We start from the raw sequence: 21,607 nt of genomic DNA on the forward strand, positions 1-21,607 counted from the left end.
GTCTAAAGAGCGATTCGGCCCGCCATGCCCCGGGTTTGTATCGCTGATGCGTGATTATGGTTTCCCACAACATTCCATTACATTTGCGCTTACCACTGGCTGAGCTTTCGGCTATCTCCTGCGTTTTGAGTTTTCGGATTGACTGCCCATGGCAAAGCTTGACCACCTGTTGATCGTTGATGACGACCCGCAAATCCGCCAACTGCTCTGCGACTATTTGAGTGACGCGGGCTTTCAGGTGTCCACCGCCGCCGACGGCAAGGAAATGCGCCGCCGCCTGGCGCTGAACGTGATCGACCTGATCGTGCTCGACCTGATGCTGCCCGGCGAAGACGGCCTGAGCCTGTGCCGCGAGCTGCGGGTCAGCTCCAACACGCCGGTGGTGATGCTCACGGCCAAGGGCTCGTTGATCGACCGCATCGTCGGCCTGGAAATCGGTGCCGACGACTACCTGCCCAAACCCTTCGACCCGCGTGAATTGCTGGTGCGCATCAAGGTGGTGTTGCGCCGGGTACAGAGTTTTCCGGACCGTGCGCGCCTGGATGAAGCGCCGAGCATTCGGTTCGCGGGCTGGCAACTCGACACCCGGGCCCGGCAACTGCTCAGCCCCGAAGGCGTGGTGGTCAGCCTGGGCAATTCGGATTACCGCGTGTTGCGCCTGTTGTTGCAGCACCCGAACCGCCCGTTGAGCCGCGACTTTCTGCTCAACCATGTGTTCGACAAGGACAGCACGCCGTTCGACCGCTCCATCGACGTGTGCGTCAGCCGCCTGCGCTCGCAGCTGCCGGCGGGGCTGATCAAGACCGTGCGCAACGAGGGTTACATGCTCACCGCCGATGACGTGGTGCTGGGCGCGTGAGGCTGCTGCCGCGTTCGCTGTTCGGGCGCCTGGTGCTGATTTTGGTCAGCGGCATGCTCGCGGCCCAGGCGCTGACCAGCAGCATCTGGTACGACCGGCGTCATGGCCAGGTGCTGGAAATCCCCGCACGGCTGATCGCCACGCGTTTGGCGGACGTGGTGCGCGTGATGCACAGCGACCCGCAGCAGGCCGAGCAGTTGATCCAGCTGCTTGATGCGCCGCACTTTCGGCTGACCTTGAGCGACCAGGCCAGCAACACGCCCAGCACGCTCAACGACAGCGACCGGCCTACCGAACGCCTGATCAAGCAGGTGTTGGCGCAGAAAACCGGCTACGCGCAAACCTTGAGCCTTTTACGCCTGTCGCTGGTCGACGGCGAAGGGCAGACCGCCGGGCTCTCGACCTTACTCAGCTCCAAGCCGGTGGTTGGGCAGTTCCTGATCGACCTGCGCCTGCCCGATGGGCGCTGGTTGCACGTGGACGCCAGTGAAGAGCAGGGCTGGACCAGCACCTCGCCGCTGGACCTGTTGTTCGATTACGTGATGCGCATCTATTTGCTGCGGGTGCTGGTGCTGGTGGTCATCGCCCTGGTGGCGGTGCGCCTGGCTATCCGCCCGCTGAATGCCCTGGCCAAGGCCGCCGAGGCGCTGGGTCGGGACATCCAGCGCCCACCGTTACCGGTGGATGGCCCGACTGAAGTGCGCCGCGCCGCCCAGGCGTTTAATGCGATGCAGCAGCGGCTGATCGCCAACATCGCCGAGCGCACGCGGTTTCTTGCGGCCATTTCCCACGACCTGCGCTCGCCGATCACACGCCTGCGTTTGCGCACGGAAATGCTCGAAGACACGCGCACCCAGGAGCGTTTTCGCAGCGACCTGGAAGAAATGGAACACATGGTGGCCAGCACCCTGGACTTTGTCAGCAGCGGTGAGATCAACGAAACGCGACAGAACATCGACATCAATGCCTTGCTGCAAAGCCTGCAGGCGGACCTGGAGGACGTGGGCGAAAGCGTGACCATCATTGGCCGGGCGAAGCAGCCGCTGCCGGGGTATGCGCGCAGTCTCAAGCGCTGCGTGCAGAACTTGCTGGAAAACGCGGTGCGCTATGGCAGCGAGGTGGTGGTGCGGGTCGAGGATCAGGCGGACAGCTTGCAGATCGTCATCAGCGACCGCGGACCGGGGATTCCCCAGGAGCAGTTGGAGCAGGTGATGGAACCGTTTTACCGGGTGGAAGGTTCACGCAATGCCGAGACGGGCGGGTATGGGTTGGGGTTGAGCATTGCGCATACGATTGCGCGGGCGCATGAGGGGCGGTTGAGTTTGAGTAATCGGGAAGGCGGCGGGTTGGAAGTGGTGCTGCTGTTGTGGCGAGCGGGCTTGCCCCGCGTTGGGGTGCGAAGCAGCCCCAAAACCTGACATTGCGTTTTGTCTGAGCGAACGCGTTGATCTTATTGGGGCTGCTGCGCAGCCCAACGCGGGGCAAGCCCGCTCGCCACACCAAGCCAGCTCGCCACACCAAGCCAGCTTGCCATAGCAAGCCGGCTTCTGCGGGGGCAGGGCATCAGGCCCCGTGGCACTTCTTGAATTTTTTCTCGCTGCCGCATGGGCAAGGATCGTTGCGGCCGACGTCTTTCAGGGCGTTGCGCACCGGCTCCTGGTGAGCGTGGCCGCAGTTCGGGCCGTGGACATGGCCGTGGTCATGATCATGATCATGATGATCATGGTGGTCGTGATCGTGGTTGCAGTCAGGACCATGGACATGGGGTTGCTGAGTCATCGATGTCGCTCCGGAATAAAATCGCCGGGGATTATCTCGCCATTGTGGTTCACCTGCACGTCATTACCGATGAATAATCCGGTTTTCAGCTCGCCTTCCAGGCGATAGGGCACGGGTTTGCTCGGGTTTTTAAGCATCTGTACCACATCGCGTATCTGCGGCCAGAGGTTGGTCCGCACCTTCACCCGAAAAAAAGCATGGCCGCGCGGTGGTACGGTCAGCCATTCGTTGGACTCGCCCTCGGTCAGCACAAAATCGCCCAGGCTGACTTTGTAGATCAGGCCGCGCACCGTGAGGTCGGCGTCGTCGCGGTTATCCACGCGAAAGTACAGCTTGAAGCGCTGCTCGAGCAATTTGGCGCGCACCACTTCAACCTTCACCAGGGAGACATGAGGCGGGGGCGCGCTGTCCTCGAACCAGGACGCGCACCCGGTGAGGCCCAGGGTCAACGCCAGCATCAAGCTGTACATCCGGAGCATGGCGTTTTCCCTGTCAGTTGATTAGAGGTAGCTGGAGCAACACTTCTTGAATTTCTGCCCACTGCCGCACAAACATACATCATTGCGCCCGGCCTTCACCTCCACTGTCGGGTCGATGAAGTACCAGCGCCCCTCATTCTGTACGAAAGAGGACTGCTCGCGGTGGCTGTGTTCCCCGGTGCTGTCATGCCAGCGAGCGGTGAACGTCACGAACGCATGCTCCGGCTGGCCGCCAAACACTTCGGAGCTTTCCACTTCAAGGCCGAGCCAGGTGCTCTGCGCACTCCAGGCGCCGATGGCGGCGCGGTCCAGTCCGGCTTGTTGCGCGGGCAAAGTAGTGGCTACCAGGTAGTCCACCAACCCCAGCACGTAGGCGCTATAGCGCGAACGCATCAACGCGGTGGCGCAGGGCGCCGGGTGGCCGGCGTGATAATGGCCGCAGCACGCATCCAGCAGATTGCCGCTGCCGCACGGGCAAATGGGTGTACTCATGGTTACCACCAATACTTTCCGAAGTTTTCCGGGTTGGCCCAGAAGCGGGCGTTGAGCCAGTCCGGCACTTGTTTATAGTCAAGCAGATCATAGGTAAACAGCGTCAGAACCTGATCATCACGCTGGAAACGCTCACCGGCTTGCAGCGCCAGAGAGAAAAAATCGGTTTCCTTCCAGCCGCAGGCGTTCAGGTCTGCCAGCACCGCAATGCGACTGGCATTGAGGTTGCGAATGCCGCCGAGCAGCGTCAGGCCTTGCGGTTTTGACAGGTGCTCCAGGCAATCGACCACCAGCGCCAGGTCAAAACGCTGCGCCGCAAGTTCTGCCGGTAACGGCCCGGGCGCGGCAATCGCTACCTGGGTGTCCGGGTGCTCGGCCTCGAAGGCCTCCAGCGCCGGGAACTGGCTGGCACCCAACAACAACAGGCGTTTGGGCTGGTGCAAATCCAGCAAGGCGGCCAGCGCTTGCTGTGGCGTACGGGAAGAAATACCAGCGGTCATCAGAGATCCTCACATCAGGACCCTAGAGACTAGCGCGGCTGAGCGTGCGGGCCTAGAGCGGGCGGCGTGCAAAAGTCCTGCACACAGGGCGATCTCCAATAAACACGGGGGTGCGGCGCAGTGGCGCAGATGAAAAGAGCGGTCTTTACTCCACCCGTCGGCCCCCGCCGATCCCCTCAGGAGAAATCAGATGAGCATCATGCGGACAGCTCTACCCTTGGTTCTGCTAACCGGAGTATTGACAGGTTGCGCAGGTTTGCAAAAAACCGATTGGCCCACCTGTGCAGCCGTCGGTGGTGTGACCGGCGCAGCGATTGGCGCCACTCAAAGTTCGGCATACGCGGGTTATGGCGCGCTGCTGGTCGGCGGCATGGCTGGCGCCTATTGCTGGGTGCACGGTGATGGCGACGAAGATGGCGATGGCGTGCCGGACAGCCGCGACAAGTGCCCGGGCACGCCCAAGGGCGTGCAGGTTGATGTCAACGGCTGCCCACCTGTGCCGGTGGCGGCCGTGGTGGAAGAGGTGGTCGTGGTCAAGGAAGAAACCATCGTGATCCGCGATGTGCACTTTGAGTTCGACTCGGCCAGGCTGACGGCGGCGGATAAAACCAAGCTCGACACCATCGCCACGCGCCTCAAACGTGAAGCCCCGAGCGCGCAGCTGCGGGTCAGCGGGCATACCGACAGCGTCGGCAAAGACGCCTACAACCAGAAACTCTCGGAAAAACGCGCGCACTCGGTCACCGATTACCTGGTGAGCGCGGGCGTGCCGCGCAGCAACTTTGTATCGGTGGTGGGCGCGGGCGAAAGTCAGCCGGTGGCCGATAACAAAACCGCTGACGGTCGAGCCTTGAACCGTCGTGTGGAAATCAAAATCAACCGCTGACGGCCTTTGCTCCTGTGGGAGCCACAGGGGCATTGCTGGCGATCCTCGCCGAAACCGCAAGCAAACCGTGCCTTTATCAAGTTTTTTCATCCTTCACTGGCAAATCGCCTGCAGAAGTCGGTACTGTGCGCCCAAAGAATAATAGGCAGGGGCATGCAGGATGAAGGTGTTTTGGGGGCTGGGAAAGTTTTTGACGTTGCTGTTCTGGGTTGTGGTGGTGGTCAATTTATTCCGGCCGCTCGCCAATCCGTTTCACCTGTTGGTCAGTCTGGCCGGCAGTCTGCTGTTGCTTACTCATCTGTTGGAATTGCTGTTGTTCAACAGCAGCCTGAAACACCGTGCCCACCCCTGGCGTGACCGCCTGCAGATTCTGCTGGTGGGGATGTTCCATGTGCGGGGCCTGTCGGCACCTGCCGTTATTGATGAAGCAAACAAGGAGGCCAATCATGCGTAAGGTTTTTCTGTTGGCCCTGTTGGTCAGCCCCATTGCCCTGGCGCAGAGCGTCAGTGTTGAAACCAACTCGCTGATGCGCCTGCCCAGCAGCACCAACGTTTTGCAGCTCGAGCGCCTGGATGTGGCGGATTACGGCACGTTGCTGGTTCCGGCGACCATCAGCCAAGTGACGGTGGATGAGCTGCATTTGGGCCGTGAAGCGCGGATCGCCATCGCCCCCGGCAATACCGCGCTGCAGTTGCAAGTGCGTAATGCGCAACTGGAACATGGCAGCCAGATCACTTCGCGCGGTGCTCCCGGCACCCACGAAAGACCCGCCAAGGCGGGGCGTGACTTGGTCCTGCGCATCAACGTGCTGACCGCTGATGAACTGTCGGTGGACGCCCGTGGCGGCGCCGGGGCCCAAGGCTATGCCGGCCTGGATGGCGCCAATGGCGTGGACCCGGGCTGCACCTGGGGTTCAGCCGGGCGCGGCGCCAATGGCGACAATGGCGGTGATGGCCTGCCAGGCGCAGCGGGCGCGACCGTACGCGTCGAGCTGCCGCAGAGCTTCCCGGCCGAGCAGATCAAGGTCTGGGTGGATGGCGGTGCGGGCGGTTTGGCAGGCACGGCCGGTAAACCGGGCAAAGGTGGGCAATCCAAGGGCTGCCTGGTGTACCGCGCCGATGGTGGCCAGAAGGGCCGGCCAGGGCTGGAAGGGCAACCGGGGCCGGCTGGGCCTGCGGGTGCTGTGACTATTCAAAGGCTCTAACGCCTCATTGTGGCGAGCGGGCTTGCCCCGCGTTGTGCTGCGAAGCAGCCCCAATAAGGCCACCGCGTTTTTACAGATGTTACGCGCCGTCTGGTTTCAGGGCTGCTTCGCAGCCCAACGCGGGGCAAGCCCGCTCGCCACCGTAGTCGGCAGCTTCAGAACACCGACCGAGCCGAAGCAATCGCCACCACCACCAGCCCGATAATCAGGTTAATCCCCACCAGCTTGCGAATCTGCCCCAGCGCAGCCGCACCCGCCGGCCAGTCCTCGGCCGCTACCGCTGTGCGCAGTTCCGGAAATTTCAACGCCTGGATACGGATAAACAGCGCGGTCATCACCAGATACAAGCCCATCATCACCTGCACATAGCGCGGTGCGGTCTCAAAACCACTGAAGCGCAGTTGCAGCAGGCCGATGCCGCTGATCGGCAAAACCAGCACCGCCACCCAGACCCACACGAAAAAACGTTGAAACACATTCGCCCACAGCTTGAGCCGGGCAGGGCCCTCAAGTGCCGCCATGGCGGCGGGGCGCAGGATCATCCAGGCGAAAAACATACCGCCGACCCACACCAGGGCGGCCAATACATGCAGGGTGTAAGCGAGGCTAAACGCGGTCATTGTGGTACTCCGTTCTGCGCGGGATTAATTAGCGGGGTATGATAGCGGCCGATCCGAACCACTGAAAATTTATCCAGCGTTTTTTGCGCCCGACTATCCATGATCAGCACTGAACTCAAAACCACGATCCAGGGCGCCTATTCGCGTTTTCTCGAAGCCAAGAGCTTGAAACCGCGCTACGGCCAACGCCTGATGATCGCCGAAGTGGCCAAAGTCCTCGGGGATATCGACACCGACGACGAAGGTCGGCGCAGTGGCGACCCCGCGGTCGTGGCCGTCGAGGCCGGCACCGGTACCGGCAAAACCGTGGCCTACAGCCTGGCCGCGATTCCTACCGCCAAGGCCGCCGGCAAGCGCCTGGTGATTGCCACCGCCACCGTCGCCCTGCAGGAGCAGATCGTCTACAAAGACCTGCCCGACCTGATGCGCAACAGCGGCCTGAATTTCACCTTCGCGCTGGCCAAGGGCCGTGGCCGCTACATGTGCCTGTCCAAGCTCGACGTATTGCTGCAGGAAGGTCACGCCCAGACCGCCACGGCATCGCTGTTCGAAGAGGAAGGCTTCAAGATCGAGGTTGATGAAGTCAGCCAGAAGCTGTTTACCAGCATGATCGAGAAACTTGCCGGCAACAAATGGGATGGCGACCGCGACAGCTGGCCCACCGCCCTGGAAGACGCCGATTGGGCGCGCCTGACCACTGACCACAGCCAGTGCACCAACCGGCATTGCCCCAACTTCGGCCAGTGCGCCTTCTACAAGGCCCGCGAGGGCATGGGCAAGGTCGACGTGATTGTCACCAACCACGACATGGTCCTGGCTGACCTGGCCCTGGGCGGCGGCGCTGTGTTGCCGGACCCGCGCGACACCCTTTACGTATTCGACGAAGGGCACCACTTGCCCGATAAGGCCATCGGCCATTTCGCTCACTACACCCGTTTGCGTTCCACCGCCGACTGGCTCGAAACCACCGCCAAGAACCTGACCAAATTGCTCGCCCAGCACCCGTTGCCCGGCGATCTGGGCAAGCTGATCGAGCAGGTGCCGGAGCTGGCGCGCGAGATCAAGACTCAGCAGCAATTCATGTTCAGCGCCTGCGAGCAGGTCGCCGACTTCAAACCCGGCGAAGACGTCGAAGGCCGCGAACGGCCGCGTCATCGCTTCGTCGGCGGTTTGATCCCCGAGCACATGCGTGAAATGGGTATCGAGCTGAAGAAAGGCTTCTCACGGCTGACCGACCTGTTCACCCGCCTTACCGACCTGCTCAAGGAAGGCATGGACGGCGAGGTCAACATCGGTATCGCCAGCAACCAGGCCGAGGAATGGTACCCCCTGTTCGGCAGCCTGCTGTCGCGCGCCCAGGGCAATTGGGAGCTGTGGACCGCCTTTACGGTCGAAGACCCGGAAGACAACCCGCCCATGGCGCGCTGGCTGACCTTGTCCGAAAGCGGTGCGCTGTTTGATATCGAGGTCAACGCCAGCCCGATCCTCGCCGCCGAAATGCTGCGCCGCAACCTGTGGAACGTGGCCTACGGCTGCCTGGTAACCTCGGCCACGCTGACCGCGCTGGGCACTTTCGACCGCTTCCGCATGCGTGCCGGCCTGCCGAAAAAGGCCGTCACCGCCGTGGTGCCGAGCCCGTTTCACCATGCCGATGCCGGTGTGCTGCGAGTGCCGGACCTCAAGGCCGACCCTCGCGACGCGGCCGCGCACACCGCCGCGATCATCCGCGACTTGCCGGACCTGGTGGAAGGTTCACGCGGCACCCTGGTGCTGTTCTCCTCGCGTAAACAGATGCAGGACGTGTTCGACGGCCTTGACCGCGACTGGCGCAAGCAGGTGTTCATCCAGGGCAACCTGTCCAAGCAGGAAACCTTGAACAAGCACAAAGCGCGTGTTGATGGCGGTGATTCCAGCGTGTTGTTCGGCCTGGCCAGTTTCGCCGAAGGCGTGGACTTGCCCGGTGCCTACTGTGAACACGTGGTGATCGCCAAGATCCCGTTCTCGGTACCGGATGACCCGGTCGAGGCGGCCTTGGCCGAATGGATCGAAGCCCGTGGCGGTAACCCGTTCATGGAAATCTCGGTGCCGGATGCTTCCCTGAAGCTGGTCCAGGCCTGCGGGCGCTTGCTGCGTACCGAGGAAGACCGGGGCACCATCACCTTGCTCGACCGCCGTTTGGTCACGCAACGCTATGGCAAGGCTATCCTCAATGCTTTGCCGCCTTTCAGGCGCGAAATTTCTTAAACCACTGTGGGCGAATTCGCCCACTTCGTGGTCTATCTCACTGCCAACGCTTTACGTCATCAGGCCATTCACCGGCCGTTTGGGAGAACCTTGTTCGTATGATTCGCACGCTGCCCGCTCTGTTTGCCTTGTTGTTCGCCGCGCCCTTGATGGCCGCGCCTGCCGGGCAACAAACGCTGTTCAATTTCGTCCGGCCTGCCGATGTGGTCAAGGTCGCGACCCAGGACGCGAGCCTGCCGCAATACAACGCCGAACAAACCGCTGAGGGCGAGGTGCTGCGCCGCATTACCTTCAACCCGGCGGCCGAACCGAGCCTGGTGCTCAGCCCGCAGACCGGCGTGTGGGACTGGTCGCAGTCCGGCGCCATGAGCCTGCGTATCCAAAGTGCCATGGACTGGGCGCTGACCCTCTACGTCAAGGTGCAGAGCACCGACGGCCAGACGCTGGTCAGCCGCATCGACCTGCCGGCCGGCCCCGCCCAAACCCTGCTGATTCCGCTGCAGGCCAACTCGCCACTGAGCCAGGGCATGAAGGCCGGGCCGCCGATGCCGATTACTGTGGAGGGCCAGCGTGTGCTGTTGGCCAGCAGCGCCGGGGCAATCGATCGTAGCCAGGTGGCGTCGGTCACCCTGTCGATGATCAAGCCCAATGCGGCCCAAAGCATCCTGCTGGAACGCTTTGGCGTGCAGGAAAGCGAGTCGGTGCTGAAGGCTGCCTACAGCGCACTGGTAGATGCGTATGGTCAGTCCACGCGCGCGCGTTGGCCGGAAAAAGTCAGCAGCGATGAACAACTCAAAGCCGCTGCGGCCAAGGAGCAGCAACAGCTCAAGGGCTGGCTGGCTGAGCGCGACAAGTCTGCCCTGGACCAATATGGCGGCTGGAACAAAGGCCCCGCGTTCGAAGCAAGCGGCTTTTTCCGCACCGAGAAGCGCGACGGGCGCTGGTACCTGGTGACGCCGGAAGGCCATCCGTTCTACTCCCTGGGCGTCAATACGGTTGCTCCGGACGATAACCAAACCTACGTGGCCGGCCGCGAATGGATGTTTGCCGCGCTGCCCAAGTCCGGTGAGCCGTTCGACAAGTATTACGGCAGTGCGGATAACCGTGGCGGCAACGGCGCTGACCAGGGCCGGGGCTTTAATGTGGGGCGTTGGTACGACTTCTATGGCGCCAACCTGCAGCGCACCTATGACACGCAGGGTTTTGATCACAAGCGCTGGGTCACGCACACGCTGGACCGCCTGCAAGCCTGGGGTTTCAACACCGTGGGCAACTGGAGCGACGAGGATTTGGCCAGCGCCGACCGCGTGCCGTACACCTTGCCGCTGTCGATTGTCGGTGACTACGCCAGCATCAGCACCGGCACTGACTGGTGGGGCGGCATGCCCGACCCGTTCGACCCGCGTTTCGCCATGGCCACCGAGCGCGCGGTGGCGATCGCGGCCCGCGATCACCGCGACGACCCGTGGCTGATCGGCTTTTTTGCCGACAACGAGCTGGCCTGGGCCGGCCCTGGCGACGATCCAAAATCGCGTTACGCCCTGGCCTACGGGACCTTGCGCATGACCACCGACGTGCCGGCCAAACGTGCGTTCCTTAAACAACTGCGTGACAAATACCGTAACGAAGAAGGACTCTCCAAAGCCTGGGGCATTCACCTGTCGGGCTGGGAGCTGATGGAAGACCCGGGCTTCGAGCCGCCGATGCCGAGCCCTGAGCACCCGGAAATCGAAGCGGACTTCAAATACTTCCAGAAGACCTTCGCCGATGCCTATTTCAAGACCATCTCCGATTCGTTGAAGTGGCACGCGCCCAACCAGCTCCTGCTGGGTGGCCGCTACGCCGTCAGCACCCCGGAAGCCGTGGCGTCGTGCGCCCAGTATTGCGATGTGCTGAGCTTCAACATGTACACCCTCAAGCCTCAGGACGGTTACGACTTCGCCGCCCTGCGCGCGTTGGATAAGCCGGTACTGATCACCGAGTTCAACTTCGGCTCGGCGGATCGCGGTCCGTTCTGGGGCGGCGTGACTCAGTTGGCCAAGGAAGAAGACCGTGGCGTGGCGTACAGCAACTTCCTCAAGCAAGCCATGGCTGAGCCGTCGATCGTCGGCGTGCATTGGTTCCAATACCTGGACCAACCGGTGACGGGGCGTCTGCTGGACGGTGAAAACGGCCACTTTGGCCTTGTAGGCATCACGGATGTGCCGTTCCAGGGCTTTGTCGACAGCGTGCGCAAGAGCAACCTGGCGGCCGTCGACCAACTGGGCAAGGAAGCCGAAAAAGCCAAGGCCGCCAGCGGGGTGCGTGAGAGCGAAGCCGGCAAGTCGGGGCACGACGGCAGAGGCGCGGGGCAGGGCGCCGGGCATGCTGGCGGTCACTCTGGAAATGGCCATTGATTCATATTTGACGGGTTCACAAAACCGCCAATGACTGGAACAATGTCGGCCACTTATTACGGTGTTTTCCGAGGCGGCTTAGGTGCAGATTCAGGGTCATTACGAGCTCCAGTTCGAAGCGGTACGTGAGGCATTCGCCGCGTTGTTCGATGACCCGCAGGAGCGTGGTGCCGGGCTGTGTATCCAGATCGGCGGCGAAACCGTTGTCGACCTGTGGGCCGGCACCGCCGACAAGGACGGTGCCGAGGCCTGGCACAGCGACACCATCGTCAATCTGTTTTCCTGCACCAAGACCTTCACCGCCGTGACGGCCCTGCAATTGGTGGCCGAGGGCAAGTTGCAACTCGACGCCCCTGTCGCCAACTACTGGCCCGAGTTTGCCGCAGCCGGTAAGGAAGCCATCACCCTGCGCCAGCTGCTCTGCCACCAGGCCGGGTTGCCGGCGATTCGCGAAATGCTCCCCGCCGAAGCCCTCTATGACTGGCAACTGATGGTCGACACCCTGGCGGCCGAAGCCCCATGGTGGACGCCCGGCCAAGGCCACGGTTACGAGGCCATCACATATGGGTGGCTGGTCGGTGAATTGTTGCGTCGCGCCGACGGGCGTGGGCCCGGTGAATCAATTGTTGCGCGGGTTGCGCGGCCATTGGGGCTGGACTTTCATGTTGGCCTGGCGGACGAAGAGTTTTATCGCGTTGCGCATATAGCGCGCGGCAAAGGCAATATGGGCGATGAAGCCGCTCAACGATTATTGCAAGTTATGATGCGCGAACCTGCGGCCATGACTACGCGTGCATTTGCCAACCCACCGTCTATTCTGACAAGCACTAATAAGCCCGAATGGCGGCGCATGCAGCAGCCGGCGGCAAATGGTCACGGTAATGCGCGTAGCCTGGCGGGCTTTTATAGCGGATTGTTGGACGGTAGTTTGCTCGAAGCGGACATGCTCGAACAATTGACCCGCGAACACAGTATCGGGCCGGATAAAACTTTATTGACACAAACCCGTTTCGGCTTGGGCTGCATGTTGGATCAACCGCACTTGCCCAATGCGACGTTCGGCCTTGGCCCACGTGCGTTTGGGCATCCGGGGGCGGGTGGTTCGGTCGGTTTTGCCGATCCGGAACATGATGTAGCATTTGGTTTCGTGACTAATACACTGGGGCCTTATGTACTTATGGACCCGCGTGCACAGAAGTTGGTCGGAATATTGGCCGGTTGTCTGTAAAGAGCTTGCTGTTTCACGTTTTTTTGTTACAAAGGCAACTATAAGAAGGCGCTGAACGAAATTTTGTAACTTTAATGTTCTGTAAGCGTCTGTTTAACGGGTCAATCAGACCCTCCGGTTTTTTCTCATTTTGTGGATATCTCATGTTATCGAACAAGTCCTTGGCACTGGCGCTGTGCCTCACAATTACGGGTTGCGCACAAACTCCACAAAATGATGCCGAAGGTGGGCATTGGTGGTCATTTGGATCAGACAAGGCTGCTACCAAGGACGCAGTAACCAAAACCGACGCCATGCCGGATGCAAAACCAGCCGCTGGCGCCAAGCCTGCAGCCCCGGTTGCCGCCGCCGCTGCTCCAGCGCCTGCCGCTGCTGCCGCCCCTGCGCCCGTAGCCAAGGCCGAGACCGGCTCCAGCTGGTGGCCGTTCGCTTCTAAAAGCGCCGATGAAAAAGCAGCTGATGCCAAAGCCGATCTGAAAGCCGACCTCAAGGCTGCAGACCCGACGACCCCGGCCGTCGCCAAGACCGACACCGACACCAAGTGGTGGTGGCCTTTCGAAAGCAAGCCAAAACCATTGGCCAAGGTCGACGTGACCAACGTGCCGATGCCTGACCCGAAAATCACTCAAGCCTGGCTGGACGACTATGAGCCGCGCCTGCGTGCGGCCATCAAGGACAGCAACCTGCAATTGGAGCGTCGCGAGAACGTATTGGTCGTGATCGCCCCGGTTGATGGCTCTTACAACCCGAAACGCCCGGCAATGCTGCTGCCGGTTACGTTGGGCCCGTTCACTCGCGTGGCCAAGGCGGTTGAAGGCGATCCGAAGACCGCTGTGTTGGTCTTAGGCCACGTCGACACCAATGGTGCCGAGCCCGCGAGCCAGGCGTTGACCCGCGAGCGCGCGCAGTCCATCGCTTCGATTTTCAGCCTCAGCGGCTTGAAGCAGGATCGCCTGATGATGCGTGGCATGGGCGACCTTATGCCGCGGGCTGCCAACGATAGCAATCAGGGGCGTGCGCTGAACCGTCGCATGGAAATCATGTTCACTCAGCGTACAACGATGTTGGCGTTGTTGAGCAAGTACAACTCGGGCAAGCCACCGGTTGCGGAAATGGTTGCCGTGCAGACCGCACCCGCTCCCGTACCGGCGCCTGCTGCGAAAAAAGCCGCCCCGGCGAAAAAGGCTCCGGTCAAGAAAGCCGCTGCCAAGCCCGTTGCGAAAAAAGCGGCCGCCAAGCCGGCCGCGAAAAAAGCCGCACCCAAGGCCGACGCTCCAGCGACAAACGACCAGGCGAAAAACTGATCTGCTGAACCAGAAGGATAAAGCCGCATGACCCAGGCACTGGCCGATATGCGCCGTGACTACACACGGGACGGTTTGAGCGAGGCCCAGGCCCCGGGCGAGCCGTTTGCATTGTTCCACCAGTGGTTTGCCGATGCGGTGAAAACCGAGCAGCCACCGGTGGAAGCCAATGCCATGACTCTGGCCACGGTCGACCAGGACGGTCGTCCGCACTGTCGTATCCTGCTGCTCAAGGGCCTGGATACACAGGGTTTTACCTTCTTCACCAATTATCAGAGTGCCAAAGGCGAACAGCTTGCGGCACAGCCGTTTGCAGCCATGACCTTCTTTTGGCCCACCCTGGAGCGCCAGGTGCGCATCGAAGGGCGGGTGGTCAAGGTCACGCCCGAAGAGTCGGATGCTTATTTTCAGGTCCGCCCGTTGGGCAGCCGTCTTGGGGCTTGGGCGTCGCCGCAGAGCCGGGTCATCCGTGATCGCGAAGAGCTGCAAGACTTGCTCAAGGCTACAGAGCAGCGTTTCAGCGACATCCAACCCGATTGCCCTGAGCATTGGGGCGGGTATCGCCTGCTGCCCGAGCGCATCGAGTTCTGGCAGGGTCGCGCCAGTCGCCTGCATGATCGCCTCAACTACCGCCTGCAAGCCGGCGAGTGGACTCGTGAGCGCCTCGCGCCCTGAGTTTCACCTTTCGTCACCTCGTTCGAATGTTGCCCGCCACGGCGAAGTCTTTATCCATAAGTCTTCGGCGTGTGCTGCTGCGCGACTACAATAATGATGAACGCGTCCATGACATTCTTCGGAACAGTTGAGTGCAACCGTTCGTCTATTTTTCTGGTGCTGGCAGTCTGTACTAAGGCTGAATGAAAGCAATTTTCTGCGGTGCTCGCCGTGACAGGCGCCAAGCCGCAGCGTCTAATGAATACCTGTCCTTTGGAGTTGATGCTATGCGTAAGTCCGTTTTACTAGTTGCCTGCTTTACCACCCTGTCGTTGCTGTTGGGTGGCTGCGCCTCGAGTCTGACCGGCGACTCGTACTCCCGTGACGAGGCGCGTCGTGTACAGACCGTTCGCATGGGCACCATTGAATCCCTGCGTCCAGTGAAAATCGAAGGCACCAAGACCCCAATTGGCGGCGCTGCTGGCGCAGTCATCGGCGGCGTTGGCGGCAGCGCCATCGGCGGCGGCCGTGGCAGCATTGTTACCGCCGTGATCGGCGCCGTAGCCGGCGGCCTGCTGGGCTCGGCCACCGAAGAAGGCCTGACCCGCACCCAAGGTGTGGAAATCACCGTTCGCGAAGACGACGGCAGCATGCGTGCCTACGTACAAGCCGTGCAGGAAAATGAAATCTTCCGCATCGGCGACCGTGTACGCATCATGACCGTTGACGGTACCAGCCGCGTTACTCGCTAAACGCCGGCCCTGAAATACAAAACCCCAACCGAGTGATCGGTTGGGGTTTTTTATTGCAGGCGCGGCGTGCCGCGCACGCTGCGTGACGTCAAACCTGGAAGTGCTTGACCATCGTGTTCAACTCATGCGCCAGGCTGGCGAGGGATTGCGAGGCTGCAGTCGTTTGAGTCGAGCCCTCTGCCGACTGAATCGACAGCTGCTGAATGTTCAGCAAGTTGCGATCGACTGCTCGAGCAACGTCGGCTTGTTCCGCCGCCGCCGTGGTAATCACCAGGTTGCGGTCATTGATCTCATCGTTGGCAGCCAGAATGTCAGCCAGCGCTTGTTGCGCCAGCTCGGCCAGCCCCAAGGTTTGCTGAGTCATGGCGCTGCTGTCGAGCATGGTGTTGACGGTGCTGGCCGTGTTGGCCTGAATGCTGCCGATCATCTGCTCGATTTCCTGGGTCGATTGGGCGGTGCGATGGGCCAGTGCACGAACCTCGTCAGCGACCACGGCGAAACCACGTCCGGCCTCACCGGCACGCGCAGCTTCGATGGCGGCGTTAAGCGCCAGCAGGTTGGTTTGCTCGGCAATGGTGCGGATCACATCGAGTACTTTGCCGATGCCTTTAGCCTGTTCGGCGAGGCCGCCAACTTGCCCTGAGCTGACCTCGACCCCACGGGTCAGCGCCTGGATCGAATTCAATGCCTCGCCCATGCGCTGTTGGCCCTTCAACGCAATGCTGCGCGATTCCTGGGACAGGTCGGAGGTCGATGCCGCGTTTCGCGCAACCTCCTCAATCGCGGTGGTCATCTGAGTGACAGCCGTGGCTGCCTGCTCGATTTCGCCATGTTGCTGTTGCAGGTCGCGGCTACCCTCGGCGGTGACGGCATTCAACTCTTCGGCCGCAGCGGCTAGCTGGCTGGATGAGCCGGTGATTTGCCGCAAGGTCTGCACCAGGTTGTTTCGCATGGTTTCTTGCGCCCGCAGCAGGCGGGTGGCTTCGTCATTGCCCGTAGGGTTTATGGGATGGGTGAGGTCGCCCTTGGCGATGGTTTCGGCCACCTGCACCGCTTCAATGATGGGGCCGGTAATGCTGCGGGTCAGTAACCAGGCCACCAGCACTGTGCCGGCACTGACCAGCAAGATGACGATGGTGATGCCGCTCACCGCATGTTGGTAAGAGCCTACGGAGGTTTGGCCGGCCTGTTCGGCGCCTTTGTTGGCGAGGTCGATCAACTGGTCGAAGTTCTTGGTCATCTGCTCGTAGCTTTCTCGAATGCTGTTGAGAAAGTCGCGGGCGCCGGCTTTGTCGCCCGAGCGCGAGCGCTTGAGCATTTCGGTATGGTTCTTCGCGTAGGCATCCAGGCTTTGGTTGAACACATCCAGTCGCGATTTTTCCTCGGATGTGCGTAGCAGCGCGGCATATTGGGTCAGCTGTTCCTTGACGCTTTTCAGGCGGCCAGCGGATTTGTCTTCATAGGTCTGCATCTCCGCATCGCTTGCCGACAGGATGTGCGCCATTTCGCCCAAGCGAAAACGGTCGAGCGACGCGTTGGCCAGGGCCAGAATCCTGACACGCTGCATCCAGTTGTTCTGGATGTCGGCAGCCTGGGACTGGACTTCGCCAATCTGCTTGAGGGCGAACAGACCGAGAAACACACTCAGCGACGCAATAGCTGCGAAGCCAATGAAGGCTCTGGCAGCGATTCTTATATTTCTCAGGAACATGGGATTTTCGCTCGGGCTGGATACGCGTTGGAGAGCTGTGTCGGCGGGTGTCCCTGGCAGGAACAGTGCTAGCGACACAATCACTAGTCGGCGGCGCGCGCAAAGTCTTTAGGCGTTTGAGGCAAGTGTCCTCTTCAGAAAGAGAAAAACCCCAATCGGGCTCACCGATTGGGGCTTTTGGGTGCCTTCAGAACCCTTAGGCTTTCTTGCGACTCGCCATCGCGGTCACGGCATAACCCATACACGCGGCCAGGATCGACCCGGTCAGAATGCCCATTCGATCCTCCCCGGCGAATTCGCTGGCACCCGGCACGAACGCCAGTGAGCCGACAAACAGGCTCATGGTAAAGCCGATACCGCACAGGATCGCCACCCCGAACACCTGGCCCCAGTTCGCGCCGCTGGGCAGCGCGGCAAGGCCGGTCTTGATGGCGAGCCAGGTGAGGCCGAACACGCCGATGGTCTTGCCGATCAACAGGCCGGCGGCGATGCCCATTGGCACATGGTGAGTGAAGCTTTCCAGGCTCACGCCGGCCAGGGAAACGCCCGCGTTGGCGAAGGCAAACAGCGGCAGGATGGCGTAGGCCACCCACGGGTGCAGGGCGTGTTCCAGTGTCTTCAGGGACGAGGGCTCGGCATTTTTGGTGCGCAGCGGGATGCAGAAGGCCAGGGTCACGCCGGCCAGCGTGGCGTGCACGCCACTTTTGAGCACACACACCCACAGGATCAGACCAATGATCAGGTAGGGCCCGAGTTTGATCACGCCCAGGCGGTTCATTGCGATCAAGGCAATCAGGCATGCGCCTGCACCCGCCAGAGCAGCGCCGGACAGGTCCGCAGAGTAGAACACGGCGATGACGATGATTGCGCCGAGGTCATCAATGATAGCCAGGGTCATCAGGAACAGTTTCAGCGACACCGGCACACGCTTGCCCAGCAGGGCCAGCACGCCCAGTGCAAAAGCGATGTCGGTGGCCATGGGGATCGCCCAGCCGGAGAGTGCGGCAGGGTAGTCCTTGTTGATCGCCCAGTAGATCAGCGCCGGCACCACCATGCCGCCAATGGCTGCGGCGCCCGGCAGTACCACTTGCGAGGGTTTGGACAGGTGACCATCGAGCAGCTCGCGCTTTACCTCCAGGCCGATCAGCAGGAAGAACAAGGCCATCAGGCCGTCGTTGATCCACAGCAGGGCAGGCTTGGCGATTTTCAGCGCGCCAATCTGTGCCACCACTGGTACGTCGAGAAAGGCGTTGTAGAGGTGCGACAACGGTGAATTGTTGATGATCAGCGCCAAGGCCGCAGCGGCGATCAACAACAGACCGCTGGCGGCTTCCAGCTGGAAGAAACGGGTGAAAGTGCTACGCAGAGGCAAGGGATGCTCTCCAATCCAGGTTCAATAGGTGGGTACCCTAACCCGTACCGTTAGTTGTTAAAACAAAAGTTATATTCTTATTTGTTATAAGGGGCGGGCAGAGTCGGCGTTGCGCCAGAGCCTAGCAATTGTGTGTCTATTTGAGTCGCCACTGTATCTGTGTGCAGTGTAGGAAACTCCCTAAAATTGGCGCTGAAATCTTTAGAGACGCACCTTATGAGCGACCACCGTACCTGGGCCCGCGAAGCCATTCGCATCATTGAAGCGGACTTCCAGCGCAGCGCCGACACGCACCTGATCCCTTTGCCGTTGCCGGGGTTGCCGGGTATCGAGTTGTACTTCAAGGACGAGTCCAGCCACCCCACCGGCAGCTTGAAGCATCGGCTGGCCCGTTCATTGTTTCTGTACGCGCTGTGTAATGGCTGGCTCAAGCCTGGCGCGCCGGTGATTGAGGCCTCCAGTGGGTCGACGGCCATTTCGGAAGCGTATTTCGCGCGCCTGCTTGGCCTGCCGTTCATTGCGGTGATGCCGGCCACCACGTCACAGGAGAAGATTGCCCAGATCGCCTTCTACGGCGGCAAGAGCCATCTGGTGAAGGATCCGACGCAGATTTACGCCGAGTCCGAGCGGTTGGCGCAGGAAAGTGGCGGTCACTTCATGGACCAATTCACCTATGCCGAGCGCGCGACGGACTGGCGGGCGAACAACAATATCGCCGAGTCGATCTTTCAACAGATGCGCTTTGAGCATTACCCCGAGCCGAGCTGGTTGATTTCCAGCCCTGGCACCGGCGGCACCACCGCGACCCTGGGGCGTTACGTACGCTATCGCCAGCATTGCACCCGCGTGCTGTGCGCCGACGCCGAACGCTCGGTGTTCTTTGACTATTACCAGACGGGCGACGCCAGCTTGCGCCTGGATTGCGGATCGCGGATCGAAGGGATCGGTCGTCCACGCGTCGAGGCGTCGTTTTTGCCCAAGGTGATTGATGCGATGGTCAAGGTGCCGGATGCGCTGTCACTGGCAGCCATGCATTACCTGGCCGAGCGTCTGGGGCGGCGGGTCGGTGGTTCCAGCGGGACTAACCTGATCGGTGCCTTGGTGGCGGCCCAGCACATGCAAGCGGCGGGGGAATCAGGCTCGATCGTGGCGATTTTGTGTGACGGGGGAGAGCGGTATGCCACTACTTACTACGATCAGGCGTGGCTCGCCGGGCAAGGGTATGCGTTGAGCGGGCTGATTGCGGCCGTTGCGGCCAGTGTTGAACGCGGTGAGCCGTTGCCGCAGACAATCCTGCGCGCAAACATCTGAACACCGGCAAAAACCAATGTGGGAGCTGGCTTGCCTGCGATGGCAGAGTCTCAGTCGCCGAACTTATCGACTGAACCACCGCCATCGCAGGCAAGCCAGCTCCCACCTTTGATCGGGGTTGGCTGTAACAGCGTGCTTAGGCCTCGATGCCGAGCATATCCCGCGCCAGCGCCTCGGCAATCCGAATTCCGTCAACGCCCGCTGACAGAATCCCACCGGCATAACCCGCGCCTTCACCGGCTGGGAACAAACCTTTCACGTTCAAGCTCTGCATCGACTCGTTACGGGTAATCCGCAGCGGCGAGGATGTGCGCGTCTCGATCCCGGTCAGCACCGCATCGTGCAACGAGTAGCCTTTGATCTGCTTCTCGAACGCCGGCAAGGCTTCACGAATTGCTTCGATGGCAAAGTCCGGCAAGGCCAGGGCCAAGTCACCCAGCGACACGCCTGGCTTGTAGGACGGTTCCACGCTGCCGATGGCCGTGGACGGCTTGCCCGCGATGAAATCCCCCACCAGTTGCGCCGGGGCCTCGTAGTTGCTGCCGCCGAGGATGTAGGCGTGGGACTCCAGGCGCTCCTGCAACTCGATACCCGCCAGCGGGCCACCCGGGTAATCCACCTCCGGCGTGATGCCGACGACGATGCCGGAGTTGGCATTGCGTTCGTTACGCGAGTACTGGCTCATGCCGTTGGTTACCACGCGGTTCGGCTCGGATGTGGCCGCCACCACCGTGCCGCCCGGGCACATGCAGAAGCTGTAGACCGAGCGGCCGTTCTTGGCGTGGTGCACCAGCTTGTAGTCGGCCGCGCCGAGTTTCGGATGCCCGGCGTATTTGCCCAGGCGCGCCGCGTCGATCAGCGATTGCGGATGTTCAATCCTGAAGCCCACCGAGAACGGCTTGGCCTCCATGTACACGCCACGCCCGTGCAGCATGCGGAAGGTGTCGCGGGCGCTGTGGCCCAAGGCCAGGATCACGTGCTTGGAGAGCAGTTGCTCGCCACCGTCGATAACCACGCCGTTCAGCTGGCCGTCTTCGATCAGCACATCGGTAACGCGCTGTTCGAAACGCACTTCACCGCCCAGGGCGATGATCTGCTGGCGCATGTTTTCGACCACGCCGGTCAGGCGGAACGTGCCGATGTGCGGCTTGCTGACGTAGAGGATCTCTTCCGGCGCACCGGCCTTGACGAACTCGTGCAGGACCTTGCGACCGTGGAATTTCGGGTCCTTGATCTGGCTGTAGAGTTTGCCGTCGGAGAAGGTCCCGGCGCCGCCTTCACCAAACTGCACGTTGGACTCGGGGTTGAGCACGTTTTTGCGCCACAGGCCCCAGGTGTCTTTGGTGCGCTGGCGCACTTCCTTGCCGCGCTCGAGGATGATCGGCTTGAAGCCCATCTGCGCGAGCAGCAGCCCGGCGAAAATCCCGCACGGACCAAACCCCACCACGATTGGCCGTTCGACCAGGCCTTCCGGCGCCTGACCCACCACCTTGTAGCTGACATCCGGCGCCGGGTTGACGTTGCGGTCATCGGCGAACTTGAGCAACAGGGCGGCTTCGCCTTTCACATTCAGGTCGATGGTGTAGATGAAGCACAGCTCCGACGACTTTTTGCGGGCGTCATAGCTGCGTTTGAACAGGGTGAAATCGAGCAGGTCATCACTGGCGATGCCCAGGCGCTGCACGATGGCAGGCCGCAGGTCTTCTTCGGGATGGTCGATGGGCAGCTTGAGTTCGGTGATTCGTAACATGACGGGATCCGGTAGGCGGCAGACAAAAAGGCCGGCTGTTTTGCAAACCGGCGATTATAAGCCCC

At 61.3% G+C, this 21,607-nt stretch carries 20 protein-coding genes; 12 read left to right on the forward strand and 8 right to left on the reverse strand.

All coding sequences use genetic code 11. From position 1 onward, the window contains the following. Positions 1-148: 148 nt before the first annotated feature. On the forward strand, positions 149-859 hold the full coding sequence (locus tag AB5I78_RS07055; protein ID WP_145161938.1) for a response regulator: 711 nt from the start codon (positions 149-151) through the stop codon (positions 857-859). Further along, the gene (locus AB5I78_RS07060; RefSeq protein WP_369300781.1) at positions 856-2,277 is read left to right on the forward strand and encodes an ATP-binding protein; all 1,422 of its coding nucleotides are present in this window, start codon (positions 856-858) and stop codon (positions 2,275-2,277) included. Before AB5I78_RS07055 ends, AB5I78_RS07060 begins: the two co-directional genes overlap by 4 nt. A gap of 145 nt (positions 2,278-2,422) precedes the next feature. On the opposite strand, the gene AB5I78_RS07065 is transcribed toward AB5I78_RS07060, so the two are convergent. The 4 genes from AB5I78_RS07065 to AB5I78_RS07080 are packed head-to-tail and all read right to left on the reverse strand — an operon-like array spanning position 2,423 to position 4,109. Beyond that, entirely contained in the window at positions 2,423-2,638 is a 216-nt protein-coding gene (locus AB5I78_RS07065) for an SEC-C metal-binding domain-containing protein (RefSeq protein ID WP_369300780.1), read from the reverse strand. After that, positions 2,635-3,117, reverse strand: a complete 483-nt coding sequence (locus AB5I78_RS07070) for an LEA type 2 family protein (protein WP_145161943.1) — start codon at positions 3,115-3,117, stop codon at positions 2,635-2,637. The genes AB5I78_RS07065 and AB5I78_RS07070 overlap by 4 nt, the downstream gene beginning before the upstream one ends. 21 nt (positions 3,118-3,138) lie before the next feature. Continuing rightward, complete coding sequence (locus AB5I78_RS07075) at positions 3,139-3,609, reverse strand: YchJ family protein (RefSeq protein WP_145161945.1); 471 nt, start codon at positions 3,607-3,609, stop codon at positions 3,139-3,141. Between the two features lie 2 nt (positions 3,610-3,611). Beyond that, positions 3,612-4,109, reverse strand: a complete 498-nt coding sequence (locus AB5I78_RS07080) for a DUF6231 family protein (RefSeq protein WP_145161948.1) — start codon at positions 4,107-4,109, stop codon at positions 3,612-3,614. A gap of 190 nt (positions 4,110-4,299) precedes the next feature. Here AB5I78_RS07080 and AB5I78_RS07085 point away from each other — a divergent pair, with 190 nt between their 5' ends. The 3 genes from AB5I78_RS07085 to AB5I78_RS07095 all read left to right on the forward strand — a co-directional run bounded on the left by AB5I78_RS07085 (position 4,300) and on the right by AB5I78_RS07095 (position 6,200). Then, on the forward strand, positions 4,300-4,995 hold the full coding sequence (locus AB5I78_RS07085; RefSeq protein ID WP_369300778.1) for an OmpA family protein: 696 nt from the start codon (positions 4,300-4,302) through the stop codon (positions 4,993-4,995). Positions 4,996-5,155: 160 nt separating this feature from the next. Next, positions 5,156-5,449, forward strand: a complete 294-nt coding sequence (locus AB5I78_RS07090) for a DUF1145 domain-containing protein (protein WP_145161953.1) — start codon at positions 5,156-5,158, stop codon at positions 5,447-5,449. After that, positions 5,442-6,200, forward strand: a complete 759-nt coding sequence (locus AB5I78_RS07095; protein WP_242194253.1) for a collagen-like protein — start codon at positions 5,442-5,444, stop codon at positions 6,198-6,200. Before AB5I78_RS07090 ends, AB5I78_RS07095 begins: the two co-directional genes overlap by 8 nt. A 155-nt stretch (positions 6,201-6,355) precedes the next feature. On the opposite strand, the gene AB5I78_RS07100 is transcribed toward AB5I78_RS07095, so the two are convergent. Continuing rightward, complete coding sequence (locus AB5I78_RS07100; RefSeq protein ID WP_369300776.1) at positions 6,356-6,820, reverse strand: CopD family protein; 465 nt, start codon at positions 6,818-6,820, stop codon at positions 6,356-6,358. A gap of 99 nt (positions 6,821-6,919) precedes the next feature. Here AB5I78_RS07100 and dinG point away from each other — a divergent pair, with 99 nt between their 5' ends. The 6 genes from dinG (at position 6,920) to AB5I78_RS07130 (ending at position 15,398) form a co-directional block, all read left to right on the forward strand. Then, positions 6,920-9,064, forward strand: a complete 2,145-nt coding sequence (gene dinG / locus AB5I78_RS07105) for an ATP-dependent DNA helicase DinG (protein WP_119738807.1) — start codon at positions 6,920-6,922, stop codon at positions 9,062-9,064. 98 nt (positions 9,065-9,162) lie between these two features. Further along, positions 9,163-11,460, forward strand: a complete 2,298-nt coding sequence (locus tag AB5I78_RS07110) for a beta-galactosidase (RefSeq protein WP_369300775.1) — start codon at positions 9,163-9,165, stop codon at positions 11,458-11,460. A gap of 82 nt (positions 11,461-11,542) precedes the next feature. Continuing rightward, entirely contained in the window at positions 11,543-12,688 is a 1,146-nt protein-coding gene (locus tag AB5I78_RS07115; protein ID WP_369300773.1) for a serine hydrolase domain-containing protein, read from the forward strand. Positions 12,689-12,831: 143 nt separating this feature from the next. Further along, on the forward strand, positions 12,832-13,992 hold the full coding sequence (locus tag AB5I78_RS07120; RefSeq protein ID WP_242194247.1) for an OmpA family protein: 1,161 nt from the start codon (positions 12,832-12,834) through the stop codon (positions 13,990-13,992). A 27-nt stretch (positions 13,993-14,019) separates the two neighbouring features. Beyond that, positions 14,020-14,667 carry a pyridoxamine 5'-phosphate oxidase gene (gene pdxH / locus AB5I78_RS07125; RefSeq protein ID WP_106577117.1) on the forward strand — a complete coding sequence of 216 codons (648 nt, stop codon included), beginning with the start codon at positions 14,020-14,022 and terminating at the stop codon, positions 14,665-14,667. A gap of 266 nt (positions 14,668-14,933) precedes the next feature. Beyond that, positions 14,934-15,398, forward strand: coding sequence for a glycine zipper 2TM domain-containing protein (locus AB5I78_RS07130; RefSeq protein WP_003189251.1), 465 nt, complete (start codon positions 14,934-14,936; stop codon positions 15,396-15,398). Positions 15,399-15,486: 88 nt separating this feature from the next. Here the strand turns inward: AB5I78_RS07130 and AB5I78_RS07135 are convergent, their stop codons facing one another. Beyond that, a complete protein-coding gene (locus tag AB5I78_RS07135; RefSeq protein ID WP_369300772.1) occupies positions 15,487-17,109 on the reverse strand; it encodes a methyl-accepting chemotaxis protein in 1,623 nt (540 codons plus the stop codon). A gap of 196 nt (positions 17,110-17,305) precedes the next feature. Next, a complete protein-coding gene (gene nhaA, locus AB5I78_RS07140) occupies positions 17,306-18,481 on the reverse strand; it encodes a Na+/H+ antiporter NhaA (protein WP_369300771.1) in 1,176 nt (391 codons plus the stop codon). Positions 18,482-18,697: 216 nt separating this feature from the next. On the opposite strand from nhaA, the gene AB5I78_RS07145 reads away from it, so the two are divergent. Continuing rightward, on the forward strand, positions 18,698-19,792 hold the full coding sequence (locus AB5I78_RS07145) for a PLP-dependent cysteine synthase family protein (RefSeq protein WP_369300770.1): 1,095 nt from the start codon (positions 18,698-18,700) through the stop codon (positions 19,790-19,792). Positions 19,793-19,928: 136 nt separating this feature from the next. Here AB5I78_RS07145 and AB5I78_RS07150 read toward each other — a convergent pair whose 3' ends face one another. Then, a complete protein-coding gene (locus AB5I78_RS07150; protein ID WP_179606714.1) occupies positions 19,929-21,542 on the reverse strand; it encodes an NAD(P)/FAD-dependent oxidoreductase in 1,614 nt (537 codons plus the stop codon). Positions 21,543-21,607: the final 65 nt, after the last annotated feature.

This window comes from Pseudomonas sp. N2-3-1-14, from assembly GCF_041228395.1.
Taxonomy (GTDB): domain Bacteria; phylum Pseudomonadota; class Gammaproteobacteria; order Pseudomonadales; family Pseudomonadaceae; genus Aquipseudomonas.